General features: G+C 38.0%; 15 protein-coding genes and 1 pseudogene. All 16 read left to right on the top strand.

The window, feature by feature from the left end:
* Positions 1 to 69: 69 nt before the first annotated feature.
* The 16 genes and pseudogenes from myaer_RS10530 to ltrA all read left to right on the top strand — a co-directional run bounded on the left by myaer_RS10530 (position 70) and on the right by ltrA (position 14,376).
* Complete coding sequence (locus myaer_RS10530; protein WP_046662050.1) at positions 70 to 819, top strand: Uma2 family endonuclease; 750 nt, start codon at positions 70 to 72, stop codon at positions 817 to 819.
* Positions 820 to 888: 69 nt separating this feature from the next.
* Positions 889 to 2,244, top strand: coding sequence for a flippase (locus tag myaer_RS10525; protein ID WP_046662049.1), 1,356 nt, complete (start codon positions 889 to 891; stop codon positions 2,242 to 2,244).
* A 25-nt stretch (positions 2,245 to 2,269) separates the two neighbouring features.
* Positions 2,270 to 3,067, top strand: coding sequence for an FkbM family methyltransferase (locus myaer_RS10520; RefSeq protein WP_046662048.1), 798 nt, complete (start codon positions 2,270 to 2,272; stop codon positions 3,065 to 3,067).
* Between the two features lie 250 nt (positions 3,068 to 3,317).
* Positions 3,318 to 4,352, top strand: a complete 1,035-nt coding sequence (locus myaer_RS10515; protein ID WP_046662047.1) for an O-antigen polymerase — start codon at positions 3,318 to 3,320, stop codon at positions 4,350 to 4,352.
* 335 nt (positions 4,353 to 4,687) lie between these two features.
* Positions 4,688 to 4,900, top strand: a complete 213-nt coding sequence (locus tag myaer_RS21630; protein ID WP_052734177.1) for a DUF3782 domain-containing protein — start codon at positions 4,688 to 4,690, stop codon at positions 4,898 to 4,900.
* Complete coding sequence (locus myaer_RS22670; protein ID WP_419178826.1) at positions 4,901 to 5,086, top strand: hypothetical protein; 186 nt, start codon at positions 4,901 to 4,903, stop codon at positions 5,084 to 5,086.
* 154 nt (positions 5,087 to 5,240) lie between these two features.
* Positions 5,241 to 5,714 (top strand): DUF29 domain-containing protein, encoded by a 474-nt coding sequence (locus myaer_RS10505; RefSeq protein WP_046662046.1) that lies wholly within the window; start codon positions 5,241 to 5,243, stop codon positions 5,712 to 5,714.
* A gap of 196 nt (positions 5,715 to 5,910) precedes the next feature.
* A complete protein-coding gene (locus myaer_RS10500) occupies positions 5,911 to 6,672 on the top strand; it encodes a Uma2 family endonuclease (RefSeq protein WP_046662045.1) in 762 nt (253 codons plus the stop codon).
* Positions 6,673 to 6,988: 316 nt separating this feature from the next.
* Positions 6,989 to 7,912 (top strand): hemolytic protein HlpA-like protein, encoded by a 924-nt coding sequence (locus myaer_RS10495; RefSeq protein WP_046662044.1) that lies wholly within the window; start codon positions 6,989 to 6,991, stop codon positions 7,910 to 7,912.
* Between the two features lie 63 nt (positions 7,913 to 7,975).
* A complete protein-coding gene (locus myaer_RS10490; RefSeq protein ID WP_103672707.1) occupies positions 7,976 to 8,866 on the top strand; it encodes a hypothetical protein in 891 nt (296 codons plus the stop codon).
* Positions 8,867 to 8,918: 52 nt separating this feature from the next.
* Entirely contained in the window at positions 8,919 to 10,055 is a 1,137-nt protein-coding gene (locus tag myaer_RS10485) for a glycosyltransferase family 4 protein (protein WP_046662043.1), read from the top strand.
* A gap of 171 nt (positions 10,056 to 10,226) precedes the next feature.
* Positions 10,227 to 10,724, top strand: coding sequence for an FkbM family methyltransferase (locus tag myaer_RS10480; protein ID WP_235614841.1), 498 nt, complete (start codon positions 10,227 to 10,229; stop codon positions 10,722 to 10,724).
* Positions 10,725 to 10,736: 12 nt separating this feature from the next.
* A complete protein-coding gene (locus tag myaer_RS22010; RefSeq protein WP_235614840.1) occupies positions 10,737 to 10,952 on the top strand; it encodes a hypothetical protein in 216 nt (71 codons plus the stop codon).
* A gap of 75 nt (positions 10,953 to 11,027) precedes the next feature.
* Positions 11,028 to 11,345: a hypothetical protein gene (locus myaer_RS10475; RefSeq protein WP_046663697.1), complete on the top strand. Its 318-nt coding sequence runs from the start codon at positions 11,028 to 11,030 to the stop codon at positions 11,343 to 11,345.
* 141 nt (positions 11,346 to 11,486) lie between these two features.
* Positions 11,487 to 11,882, top strand: coding sequence for a DUF433 domain-containing protein (locus tag myaer_RS10470; protein ID WP_046662042.1), 396 nt, complete (start codon positions 11,487 to 11,489; stop codon positions 11,880 to 11,882).
* Positions 11,883 to 12,551: 669 nt separating this feature from the next.
* Positions 12,552 to 14,376 (top strand): annotated as a pseudogene (gene ltrA / locus myaer_RS10465) (group II intron reverse transcriptase/maturase).
* Positions 14,377 to 14,435: the final 59 nt, after the last annotated feature.

The following is a 14,435-nucleotide window of genomic DNA, read 5'->3' as shown; positions in this document are numbered from 1 at the left end:
CCAATGGCAAGAATTATCTGCTGTTACAATAAGCTAAACCGCCATAACCACCATCACACGAGAGCCTAAATGACAATCCCATTAGCACCTCGCCTCTCTGATACTTTACCCCCCATTACCTGGGAGAAATTGCCAGCGGATTTTGTCCTCCCTGATGAACCAGTGGAAAGCACCCTACAACCCCTCCTCGCGGCGGCTTTGCGAGAATCTTTAGAATTAGCCAGTTTAATTGTGGAAGCGAGTCTTATTGCTTCTAATTTTGGCATTTGCGCCACCGTTGGCGGTAAGACAGTAGTAAAAGCTCCCGATTGGGTTTATGTACCCGCAGTAGCACCTATCCGAGAAGGAGAAATTCCCCGCAGCTACACGCCTCATGCAGAAGGGGAAGTACCAGCAATTGTCATGGAATTCATCTCAGAAACGGAGGGAGGGGAGTATTCTATCAATCCCCACTATCCCTATGGCAAGTGGTATTTCTACGAGCGAATCTTACAAGTGCCTGTCTATATTATTTTTCAACCACAAACAGGAGAATTAGAAGTTTATCGCTTAGTAGCAGGGAAGTATGAGTTACAGAAAGCTGATGAAAATTATCGTTACTGGCTGGCAGAAATTGGTTTATTTTTAGGAGTATGGCAGGGGAAAAAAGCAGCAGTAACGGCTCATTGGTTGCGCTGGTGGGATCAATCAGTTAATTTACTATTGTGGGGTAGTGAACGGATTGAACAGGAGCGGAAAAGAGTCGAACAAGCCGAACGGAAGGTAGAGCGCATGGCGGCACAGCTGAAGGCCATAGGAATTGACTTGGGGGCTGAATAAGAAATCTAGAAAATGGTCGAGTTAAGAGCATCGGTGGTATAGTGTCAATGTCTATGAAGTCGAGGTGGAATGTTCGATAAACTGACGGGGATCACTCAGAAACTGGGTCCAGGATTGCGTAAAATTCTCGGTAACGTCGGCTGGCTGTTTGTCGAGCGCATCCTGACCATGATACTAGCCTTTTTCGTCGGAATCTGGGTTATTAGATATTTAGGGTCAGAAAATTTTGGCAAACTAAGTTATACTACTAGCTTCGTTGCTCTTTTTAGTGCGATCTCTCAATTGGGTTTGAATGCCATCGTCGTCCGCAATATTGTCCATAAAGAAAAGGCTGCCCCAGAGATTTTGGGTACTGCTTTTGTGCTAAAGTTGATAGCCAGTTTATTGACAATTATTATAACTGGTATAGCCATCTGGACGTTTGATGCCGATCCTAACGTTCGCTGGATGACCTTAATTATTTCCTTTAGCTTAATGTTCAGTGCTTTTGACGTGATCGAGTTTTGGTTTCAATCACAGGTACTTTCAGGAGTCCTAGCTATACTGAGAAGCGTCCAGTTAATTTTGAGTTCCCTGATCAAACTTTCATTTATTGCCTTCAAGTTGTCGTTAATGGCTTTTGTCTGGTTAATTCTGGCAGAGCAGGTTGTGAAGGTGCTGGGAATGCTCTGGGTTTATTTTAAGCATCACCAATCTATATGGCAATGGAGAGTCAATTGGTCGAAAGGGTTAGAAATGCTGCGAGATTCATGGCCGCTGATCCTATCGGGTGTCATGATCACGATTTACATGAAGATTGACCAAATAATGCTCGGTAATATGGCAAATGCTCAAGCAGTGGGAAACTATGCGGCGGCGGTCAGGTTCTCAGAAATTTGGTATTTTATTCCTGTGGCAGTTTGTTCTTCTGTCTTTCCTGCAATCCTGCGGGCGAAGCAGAGGAGTAGAGAGGAATATTATGCTAGACTACAACAATTGTACGATCTCATGGCTTGGATGGCACTGGCCATTGCAGTTCCCATGACTTTTGCTTCAGTTCCTTTGTTGACAAATTTGCTCGGTAAGGACTATGCTGAAGCTGGTCAAATTCTAGCATGGCACATCTGGGCCGGTCCTTTCGTCTTTTTGGGGGTGGCTCGCAGTAACTGGTTAATGGCTGAAAATTTCACCCGGTTTAGTTTTTTGACGACTTCATTAGGAGCGATTGTCAATGTCTGGTTGAATTTCTTGCTTATTCCCCCCTACAGCGGTGTGGGAGCGGCGATAGCAACCGTGCTATCCTATGCAGTAGCTTCTCATATTAGCTGTCTCCTTTATCCTCCTATGTTCAAGCCTGGTTTGATGTTAACTAAAGCTTTGTTTATACCATTTCGTTTTGAGCAAAATCTAAATTATTTTAATAAAATAAAGCGAACTCTAATATAGTCTTGAAATTAAAACAACTAATGCTATGAAACAAACAATCAGAAACTTTTTAGTATGGATTTTAGCAAGACCTTTTTTTTATAGCTTCAATGTCAGGCTATATTTGTTGGTGCTAAATTTTCTAGGAATTTTGAATTGGAAGAATGATAAAATAAGTGGCGAGTATTCTTTTATTACCAAACTGACAAAAAATTTTCAACCAGGTTCAGTCGTACTTGACATCGGAGCAAATGTTGGCAATTATTCTAACTTAATCAAACAACTTAACTCAGGAGTTATGATTTATGCGTTTGAGCCGCATCCGAAGACTTTTAAAATACTTCAAGAGAATGCCATTAAAAATAAGTATAAGGCTTTGAATTTAGGTTGCGGTAAAAGTAAATCGAAATTGGAACTATATGATTATAAAAATCAAGATGGCTCATCTCATGCTTCTCTGTATAGAGGTGCTATCAATGAGATTCGCCAGTGTGATTCAGTTGCACATTTAGTGGATGTTATTGATTTAGATAGCTTTTTGTCTGAGCAGAATATACAAAAAGTAAAATTGCTGAAAATTGACGTTGAGGGGAATGAATACAGTGTCCTTGAGGGCTTGAAGGAATCTCTTAAAAAAGGTATGATTGAGATTATACACTTTGAGTTTAATGAAATGAACGTTTTTAGCAGAACTTTCTTTAAGGATTTCTTCGATTTATTGGAAGAATATCGACTTTTTAGAATGTTACCGAATCATCTCTTGCCATTAGATACATACTCTCCTATCTTTTGTGAAATATTTGCCTATCAAAATATAGTTGCCCTACATAAAAATAAAAAATAAAAACTATCGATTCAACGTATAGCTAGGATATAAAAAATTATGGATTGGTTTGAAGATACTGCAATTTTTATCTTTTTGATTCCTACAGTTGTTTTTATCTGTGTATTTTTATCTTATCTAAAATTCAAAAGGCTGGCTAATCCTATTACTTTCATGACTATTTGGTGGGGAGGTTGGCTTTTTATAGCAAATCTGAGTCTTACAGGAATATATAATACCAGGTGTTCACACACAATCACTGATAATTTTGATGCTCTTAGCATATACATTAGGAGCTTTAATTGTTGTTAAAACAAATAACAAATACAAAAAGAACATTCTTTTCGATAAAAGTATTTCTATAAATATCAATTTTCATAAACAATTCAAATCAATATTAAATGTATCATATCCAATTTTGTTAATATTTGTTTTGCCTTTTTTTGTAAAAGCAATATATTTGTTGCGAACATCTTCAGCACTTGAACTACAAAGCTACAGATCAAAGATTTTTAGTACATCTGATAAAGCGAGTATTCTATATGGAAGTTCTCAAGTAGAATTATTTTACGTTATCTTCTTATATTCCTTGATTCTATTATGTTTAATTATATCTTCAATATTTTTATATGTCTATGGAAATAGATTATATATTTTACTAAGTACCTTCTTAAATTTTTGTAAGTCAGTTATGACATTAGGTAGGTTTGAGCTGTATTTTATTTTTTTCTTTTTGGTTATCTTGGGATTTTTGTTTAATAAAAAAATATCCGACCAACTAAATTCAACTCTTGCATTATTGCGGATAAAATCCAGAGCTGGGAAAAGATTATTATTTTATCTGTTATTTATATTAGCAATTATTTTGCTTTCGGTTGCTATAATTTCTGTTGTAAGAATATCCAGTAAAGGAAGTAAAGCTTCTTACTATGAAGTTTTTTATGATTTTATTATATGGTATCATACTTGTGGTTTTGTTTTATTAGATAAACAATTAGAAGATCCTTATTCGATACTATCTCAAAATATGACTTATGGTTTGTCTACTTTTAGCAGTTTGGAACGTATATTATTTTTGATAATCACTAGATTTGATAAAGACTTCTCAGGAATTTTTCCTTTGATAGGAGGGAAAGAACAATTAGTGTTATATTTACATGAATTTATGAATGACTTTCAAAAAATTGGTTCTGCCCCTGATAGATATGCTAATGCATTTTATACTATGGTTTATGATTTTTATATAGATGGCAGAGAGATAGGTGTATTTATTTTCTCATTTATTTTAGGTTATAGCGTTTCCTAAGCTAGTGAGGTACACCTATTTTCTTCCCTTTTGCCTTTTGCCTCTTGCCTTTTGCCTAAAACCCATAACTTTTGTACCTCAGCAGAGTGAAAAACGCTATATATAACTTCATTGTTTTATCAAGATTGGATCAAAAACAACAACTTGTATAGTCTGTCCTGGCTCTTGTTATTTTTGTATATATCTTTGATGTCAATATTTCAATCTCAGTTTTCTAGTATTCCTACCTGGGGTTTTATGTTATTATTGCTGTTGATTCAAAACTATAAGTATGTGTTTTCAAAGAAAATATAACTATGAAGAAATAAGAAATCAAAGCGATTATCCGCCAAGAAATGGCCGAAATTTTCCAATATAGGGAAATGCGCGACCATTACGACAGTAGTGTTGGTGCTTTGGCAGCGATATGGAGACTGCACTCGCAGGAATCTTTCCGCAATGCTCTGAAAGCAATGTTAGAAGAGTCTTTCGGAGTGCAGATGATTAATGTTACTGAACATGATGACGAAGTCTTTGGTAGGCTAGACCAGATAGAATTGGATTTGTGAATCAAAAATAGACTGTTGATAATTGGCGAAATCCAATCCTCCATGAGTAAATCAGATCTGTACACTTTCGATAAAAAAGTACAATTTTATCAGCATCGACACCAACAAGAATCCAGCCGCAAGATAGTTATTTCACTGATGCTAGATTTCAAGGCGCAGCAAATAGCTAAAAATAGAAGTTTATAGTTCTACAAGAGATGTAGAAGTCAGTTCATAAAAGGAAGGTTAAGGAAGATAAATAGTACAAAAAAAATTATCAGGTAATCGCTACTTGACAAAACCTACAATATTTGTTAACATCAGGCTTGGCTAAGTTATATCATTAATAAAACTGCGAGAAATGTCCAGTATTTTATATGATTCTGATTTTGACTTGTGGATTGAGCAGACAATTCAACAATTAAAAAATCGTCAATTTGAACAACTAGACGTTGAACACTTAATTGAGGAATTACAAGACTTGGGCAAGTCAGAAAAAAGAGCCTTAGAAAGTAACTTAATGGTTTTGTTGGCTCATTTACTCAAGCTCAAGATACAAGGCGATGCGCCTGAGACTATGACAGGCAGTTGGTATGATTCAATCAACGAACACCGGCAGCGAGTTCAAAAAAGCTTACGAGATACTCCATCTCTCAATCCCTATCTGTCCACAGCAGTTTCCTCAGTCTATCCAGACGCTCGCCAGCTGGCAATTAGAGATGGAAAAAAAGCTAAATTTGGCGTTCGCATACCATTAGAAAATGATTATCCAATCACCTGTCCTTTTTCAATTGAGCAGCTCTTGGATGATGATTTCTACTTAAATGAGTCCTAGCCTAGAATTATGATATAAGATATAGTAATCCCCTAAACCCTTGACAACAAGCAGCTGAACAGTGGAATTAAGCCCTTTGCCCGTTCACGACTCATTTAGAATTGCTATAGCCAGTCAATTAAAGTAACATTTGCCTGAAAGAGGGCAAAAAATCTAGGAAATCTAAATAACTAAACCCAAAATATAGGACAGAAATATGGAAACTCTGACGCTTAGTCAACCGATGCAATTAACTGCATTACCCACGCAAGATGAACTTCCCTGCGATGATGGAGTACCGATGGAAACTCAAAGGCATAAATGGCAGATGGATCTGTTAATAGACACTATATCCCCTTGGCTAGACCGACGAGAAGATGGTTATGCCAGTGGCAATATGTTCGTCTATTTCAGTACAGCACAACTTAAAAATCAAGACTTCAAAGGACCTGATTTTTTTGCCGTCTTAGGAGTACCAAAAGGGGAGCGAAAAAGTTGGGTTACTTGGGAGGAGGGAAAAGCCCCCGATGTAGTGATTGAACTACTCTCAGAAAGTACCTTCCAAATAGACAAAACCGAGAAAAAACAGATTTATCAAGATAAGTTACGAGTCCCTGAATATTTCTGGTACGATCCTTTTAACCCTGAAGATTTTGCCGAATTTGTCTTAGTTGATGGCCTATATGAACCACGGCAACCCAACGAGAAAGGATGGCTAATCAGTGGTCGTTTGGGATTAGCTTTAGTTCGTTGGCAGGGAGAATATAGAGGGGTAACAACCGTCTGGATTCGCTGGGCGACTTTAGATGGAATGCTGTTACCAACCCCGCGAGAGTTGGCTGAGGAAGCACAACAGAAAGCTGAGGAAGCACAACAGAAAGCTGAGGAGGCACAACGGAAAGCTGAGGAAGCCGCAGAAAAAGCCGAACGAATGGCGGCTAAACTCAGGGAATTGGGGATTAATCCCGAAAGTCTCTGACTTCGTCTGGGCGGATTTTGGTAATACCATTTTTCCCCATCCGTGGCAGGCATTCTACTCCCCTCTCCCAGAACGGTAGAAGGGTTGGGGCTGAGGGAAATTAACCATCTCTGCCATTACTTTAGAAAAATGGTATAAGACTTCCCCCTGATAAGCTTTATTTGGATTTAGTCAAAGAAGGAGATACTTAAGAGTTTAGACTGATTCTCGGCCTGCTCAACCGTTGCCTGGGACAGACTTGAGAATTGGTGCCGCTTTGGGTTGACAATTTGGTCGGGATAGTTCAAGATAACAGAAGTTAACAGTAAATCCGTCTATGGCTGACTTCCAACTGACCACTCCTGTTGCCTTCCTGATTTTCAATCGACCTGATACGACGGCGAGGGTATTTGAAGCCATTCGTCAGGCTAAACCACCTCAGTTATTAGTGGTTGCCGATGGTCCACGTCCCGATAGACCAGATGATATTGAAAAGTGTAAGGCGGCTCGTGCTATTATCGAGGGTGTGGATTGGGATTGTGAGGTATTGAGCAATTATTCTGATTTAAATTTAGGTTGTAAAAATCGGGTATCGAGTGGATTAGATTGGGTTTTTAGCCTGGTTGAGGAAGTGATTATTCTTGAAGATGATTGCTTACCACATCCTAGTTTTTTTCGCTTTTGCCAAGACTTGCTTGATTATTACCGAAATGATCAAAGAATTATGGCTATTTCAGGGGATAATTTTCAGTTTGACAGAAAGCGCACAGAGTACAGTTACTACTTTTCTCGCTATAACCACATTTGGGGTTGGGCAACTTGGAGGAGAGCGTGGCAATATTATGATGTTAAAATGAAGCTCTGGCAAGAAATTCGTGATGGTAACTGGCTTGAGTCCATTTTAGGAAAAACTCAGGCTGTCAAATACTGGACGAAGATTTTTCAAACTTATTATGATGGTAAAATTGATACTTGGGATTATCCTTGGAATTTTGCCTGTTGGATTCAGAATGGTCTAACTATCCTTCCTAATGTGAATTTAGTTAGTAATATTGGTTTTGGTGAAGATGCTACTCATACAAGCAGTAGTAAAAGTCGACTTGCAAATCTTGGCGTTCAAGAAATGAATTTTCCGTTAAAATGCCCTCCTTTTTTGATTAGAAATGAAGGGGCAGATAATTATACACAAAAAAATATATTTAATCCTAATTTGTTTCAACGTATTAAAAACAAATTAGGAAGAATAGCTAATTCATTGTGATTTTTTGTAAGATTTTGTAAGATACTTAATTAAGAATCGATAAATTTTCTACTAATTCTAACTATGAATATGCTAAACATACTCAAAAAATTAAAACAGACTTTTCGCGAATCGGCAAGAGTAAATGGCCAACTAGAAGAAATGAATCAAGCCATTGGAAGAATTGAAATTAGGCAACTTGAAAGAATTGACAGTAATGATATTTTGGCTAACGAATTCAAAGTCTTTTCACAAAATGGAGAAGATGGTATAATTCAGTTTTTTCTAAGAAAGCTAGTAATTAAAGAGAAAGTATTTATTGAATTTGGCGTAGAAAATTATCTGGAATCTAACACTAGATTTTTATTAAAAAATAATAATTGGTCAGGTTTGGTGTTAGATGGCAGCAAAGATAATATTAATTACATTAAAAATGATCCTATATATTGGAAGCATAATTTAACAGCAGTTCAAGCTTTTATAACCAAGGATAATATTAATGAGTTAATCACTAAAAGTGGTATTATAGGAGAAATAGGTTTACTGTCTATTGATATAGATGGGAATGACTATTGGATTTGGGAAGCTATTGATGTAATCAACCCAGCTATTGTTATTATTGAATATAACTTTAGATTTGGTAAGTATAAAGCTGTAACTATTCCTTATGATGAAAATTTTGTTCGGTCTAAAGCACACTATTCTACAATCTACTATGGAGCATCACTAAAAGCTCTTGTTCAATTAGGAAAGAAAAAAGGATATACTTTTGTTGGCTGTAATAGCACTGGATGTAATGCTTTCTTTGTCCGTACAGACTTAAAGCCAAGTGAAATCAAGGAATTAACAGTAGAAGAAGGCTATGTAGCTGGCAAATTTCGTGAATCTCGTAATAAAAGTGGCAAGTTAATATGCTTATCTCATCAAGAAGAACTACAAATATTATCATCACTGCCTTTAGTAGATGCACAATAAGTCTTGATGCAAACAGAATAGAAATAAAAGTAAAAACAGACAAATTAATGTAATGAAAATTTTCTACGATCATCAAGTTTTTACCTTCCAAAAATATGGGGGAGTTTCTCGGTATCTTTACGAGTTATCTACACGAATGGCAAACTTCGACGATTGTGAAGTAAAAATTCTGGCGGGTTTATATATAAATGAATATTTAAAGCATTGTCCTCCTAATTTGGTTAATGGATGGAAAAGACCATCAATACCTAAAACAACTAGGATTGTAGATTTTATCAACGCTCTAATATCTAAAGTCTGGATAAAATCTGATACTCCTGATATTCTTCATGAAACATACTACACTTTTAATAGCATTGCCGCTAATTCATCTAAAACTAAAAAAGTAATTACAGTATATGATATGATTCATGAAAAATTTGCTGATTCTGCACCTAAATCTGCTAACTTATTCCTGGTAAGACAAAAAGACTTTTCCTCTATTAAATTACAAGCAATTAAGAGGGCAGATCATGTTATATGTATTTCTAACAATACCAAGAAAGATTTAATAAATATTTTTGATATAGATCCTCAAAAAATAGCTGTGGTTTATCTTGGTTACTCTTTAAGTTCTGAGTCTTCAGTAACTTCTAAATTATGTAAGCAAAATTTCTATCATCCTTACATTCTCTATGTTGGACAGCGGGGATGGTACAAAAACTTTTCTCGATTAGTTAAAGCCTATGCCAGCCATTCTAGTCTTAATAGTAACTTCAATTTGTTATGTGCGGGAGGTAAGCGATTTTCTCAAGATGAACTTAATTTAATTCACTGTTTAGGACTAAGTGAAAATAAAATTCTACATATTAATGGTGACGATCAAACTTTGGCAAAATTATACAGTCAAGCATCTGCCTTTGTCTATCCTTCTCTATACGAAGGATTTGGCATACCAATCCTAGAAGCTATGTCATTTGGCTGTCCCGTTGTCTGTAGCCACACAAGTTCATTTCCAGAAGTGGCTGGTAATGCATCCGAATTTTTCGATCCCTATGATATAGAGAGTATTGCTAATGCGCTAGAAAAAGTATTATTTGATTCGGATTTAAAAAAAAAGCTTGTAGAATTAGGAAAGGCAAGGGTAAAGAATTTTTCTTGGGAAAAATGTGCAGAACAAACCCACTCAATCTACGCCTCACTACTTTAGCTTGATCGAGAAAGTTGCTAAAATATTCTAAGCTATTACGATCAAGAATTTTTACTTATAAAAATTATGAATAACCAAAGTTTGTATAGATTTTTCTAATAGCAGGTTTCTTATCCACTCATCACTAGCAGCAATCTTACGACCATATATACGCTTAATTAACTATCTGTCATGATCAAAAAAACAATTAAAAAACTCTCCAGAAGTTTAGGAATTGACCTAAAAAGATACAATGTCCAAACATCCGAAGCGGCGAAAATGCAGCGCTTGTTGGCCTATCACAATATTGACTTAGTATTCGATGTTGGCGCTAATATTGGGCAATATGCTAAATTACTGCGAGAATTAGGCTATTCGGGGAGGATAGTTTCCTTTGAACCACTGTCCAGTGCTTACTCTCAGTTAAAAGCTGTTAGTAAAAAAGACCCGCTCTGGGAAATTGCTCCCCAAACTGCCATCGGCAAGCAAGAAGGTGAAATTATCATCAATATTGCTGGTAATAGTTATAGTAGTTCAGCTTTGTCAATGCTGGATGCTCACTTAGAATCTGCACCCGAATCAGCTTACTCTGGTTCAGAAACAGTAAAATTGAGCAGGCTAGATACCATTGCCAAGGACTATATCAAAAGCGAAACTAAATCCATTTTCCTCAAAATAGACGTGCAATGATTGGAAAAGCAAGTGATAGAAGGGGCAACTGCAATTTTGCCTTTGGTTAAAGGCATTAAGCTTGAATTATCTTTAGTATCTCTCTACGAAGGTCAAGTCCTGTTTAAAGAAATGATTGATATCGTAGAAAAATTAGGTTACGAACTGTACGGTATTGAACCAGGGTTTACTGCCGAAAAAACTGGGAGGATGTTGCAGATGGATGGTATTTTCTTTAAACCAGATTAAAAATTTAATCTGGTAAAACATGAGCAAATTTATTTGTAGATATCCCTTCTTAAATAGTGCTACAGTATGTACACAATGCGTACACAACGAGAGAGACTATGGATTAAGTATGACATTGAGAAAATTGGGGTGCGAGAATTTCGGAGCGAACTCCCTAAATACCTATACGGTGAGACTCCCGTTGAGGTACTACGTCACGGTCATACTGTTGGGTTCTATTTCCCCGTTAAACAGGGGAGTAAAAGCGCAGATATCGCTGCCTTACAAGCGGTGGCCGCTCAATTTGAGTACCTATTAGGTCAAAAGGGAATTTCCGAGGACGATATTGTTCGTGAGTTTCGTCAGCTGTGTGAAGCGGACAGAACAAATCAGAGAAAGGATTTAGACGAGTGAGACTCAAATTCGTCGTTCTCGACGCTAATATTATCATAAGAAATAGACATCTCCAAAAATCTATACCCTAGTCCTAGCAATGGTATTCCTACTTGGTAATGGGATTTCTTATCCTTTTAGCTAAACAGCAACATTGCTCCTATGAAATTAGCCCCCATCCCAACAAAACAGTACATCGAGCAACGAGAAGAAGAATATTGGATTGAAGGAACTCGTATCTCCCTTGATTCAGTTGTCTATTCTTTCTTGAACGGAGAATCGCCCGAAAGCATTGCCCAAAATTTTCCACTCCTTTCCCTCGAACAGGTTTATGGCGCAATCGCTTTCTATCTGGCCAATCGAGAGCTTGTGGATGCCTATCTGAAAAAGGGTGAAGCCGAGTTTCAGCAACTACAACAGTCTTGTAGAGAAAAGAGTCCTTTGCTGTACCAAAAATTGAAGGCAGCTCAAGCCTATAATATGTGCTTAAAAAACTCTAATTTCCTAGAAGAAGGCTATAATTGCCATAACAGTGCGAAACGTTTAGGCATGAAATAGGGCTGAAATGCCTGAAATAACCGCCTAGTAAGGTCTTCAGTCCCCCGACTGAATCTAAGAGGTCAACCCAGACCAACCTTATAACTGTTTATATGTCCCGACGTTTAGTATCACCCGATACAAAATAGGCAAGGGGACTCAAGGTCAAAACACTTTGTAACAATTATTTACAATCGTTACAAAGGTGAGAGTAACGGCGATAGCCACCCCCAGTTTCAGAAGTCACAACCCTGAAATTGAAGCGGGGAACGGAAGGCTCCGAGGTGCAACCTAACACCAGCAGCGAGACCACTGCCAACAGCCCAGGATTAAGCGAAAGCTGAACGTCTGACATGAACCATCGTAACAATTAAGCAGTGAAATAAGGTTGACACACTGCGTTCAAAAGAACAAGGGGAATAAGTGAGGGACTTGATAAGCTACTCACACAGACCTTTTAAAGTACCCCGGTGGAAAAGACGAATCTAAAGGATTGAAAGCCCATATAAACGGAACGTGATAACCCCTTTCAGGCTCTGAGTATCGGTCGAAATACCCAGTAGTGAGAAGTGTAAGCGCAAGCCTTAAAGGGGGTGAGATGTAACCAAAAGCCAACGCTTGACGTTAATAGTCAAGATACGCTAACAGGTTACGGTTTGATTGTAAGGATAGAGTCTAGTAGGAGTCTATATGACGAAATCGAGAAAAGGTAAAGGGTTCGGGAAACCGAAAACCACTAAGACTACGAATGTATGGAAGGCTATCAATTGGGCGAAAGTCCAAAGATATGTCTTCAAGCTCCAAAAGAGGATATACCAAGCGGCTAAATCGGGACAGGATGCAAAGGTTAGAAGGTTGCAACGTCTATTGGTGAAATCGTACTACGCTCGTCTATTAGCGGTTCGCAAAGTAACCCAAGATAATCAAGGAAAGAAAACAGCAGGAGTTGATGGGAAGATAGTAATATCCCCAGAACAAAGGCTAAATCTAACCGAAGAAATTAAGGGAACACTTAAAGCAAAACCGTTAAGAAGGGTATGGATTCCTAAACCCGGCAGGGATGAAAAACGCCCATTAGGAATACCAACCATCAAAGACAGAGCTAGACAAGCGGTGATTAAATCGGCACTTGAACCAGAATGGGAAGCAAAAATGGAAGGAACCAGCTATGGTTTCCGACCCGGAAGGTCTGCCCATGACGCAATATCGAGGATATACCTCAGCATTAATAAGGGTAATTACTTTGTGTTAGATGCTGATATTGCCAAGTGTTTTGACCGAATTAATCACAACTTCCTACTGTCAAGAATTCATTGTCCCAGTGCCTTGAAAAGAGACATAAAACAATGGCTCAAAGCAGGAGTATTGGATAAAGGCGTATTTGAAGAAACAGAAACAGGGACACCACAAGGAGGGGTAATAAGTCCACTACTTGCTAACATCGCACTGGATGGAATGGCAAGATTAATCGAAACACTATTCCCCAAAAAGGGAAATGGTACAAATCAAGCTGTTTTAATAAGGTACGCCGATGATTTTGTGGTGATTTCACCTTCACTCGAAATCATTGAACAGTGCAAAACTGCTATCTCCGAATGGTTAAAACCGATAGGATTAGAACTCAAACCAGAAAAAACCAGAGTGTGTCATACACTCAAACCCATTGAATATAATGGAAAAACGGAAGAACCAGGATTTGACTTTCTAGGATTCAACATCAGACAATACCCAGCCGGAAAATATAAAGCGGGAAAAATATGTAAAGGAACACCCAAGACATTCCTAACACACATTAAACCTAGCCAAAAAGCAGTTAAAGCCCACACAGAAGCGATTAAAGGTGTAATCAAAAAACACAAAACCGCACCTCAATCAGCCCTGATTAGTCGACTAAACCCAATCATAAGAGGATGGGGGAACTACTATTCAGGAGTAGTATCTATGGATACTTTCACAAAACTAGACCATACAATCTGGTTGATGTTAAGGGCATGGACAGTATCAAGATGCAGAAAAGCGAACTACGAAAAGCTGAGAAATTACTTTAGACCGGGTACAGTTAAACTCAGCAATGGGAAAGAAAGACAAGAATCCTGGTTATTTCAAACCAAAGACGGTCTCCACTTATGGCAACATAATTGGATACCAATTGTCAGACATACCTTAGCACGCTCCGACGCATCACCATTCGACGGAAATTGGACCTACTGGGCAACCAGAAGAGGACAAGCAATCGACACACCGACAAGAGTAGCCAAACTACTTAAGAAGCAACAAGGCAAGTGTAACCGATGTGGGCAATACTTCACCCCATCGGACTTAATTGAAGTTGACCACATCCACCCTCTCAGCCTAGGCGGAAAGGATGAATATAAAAACCTTCAATTACTACACCGCCACTGTCATGATGAAAAATCAGCTTCAGATGGAAGCCTCGATATACCCACAAGACAAAGTATACAGGCAACCACAGAGAAGTCAAGCGGTATCCTTAACAAAGGAACAATCAAACTAGGAGCCGTGTGAGGTGAAAGTCTCAAGCACGGTTCTGAATGGGAGGGGAGGTCGGTGACG

The organism is Microcystis aeruginosa NIES-2549, assembly GCF_000981785.2.
Lineage (GTDB): Bacteria > Cyanobacteriota > Cyanobacteriia > Cyanobacteriales > Microcystaceae > Microcystis > Microcystis aeruginosa_C.
This window is presented reverse-complemented; position numbering and strand designations above follow the sequence as displayed.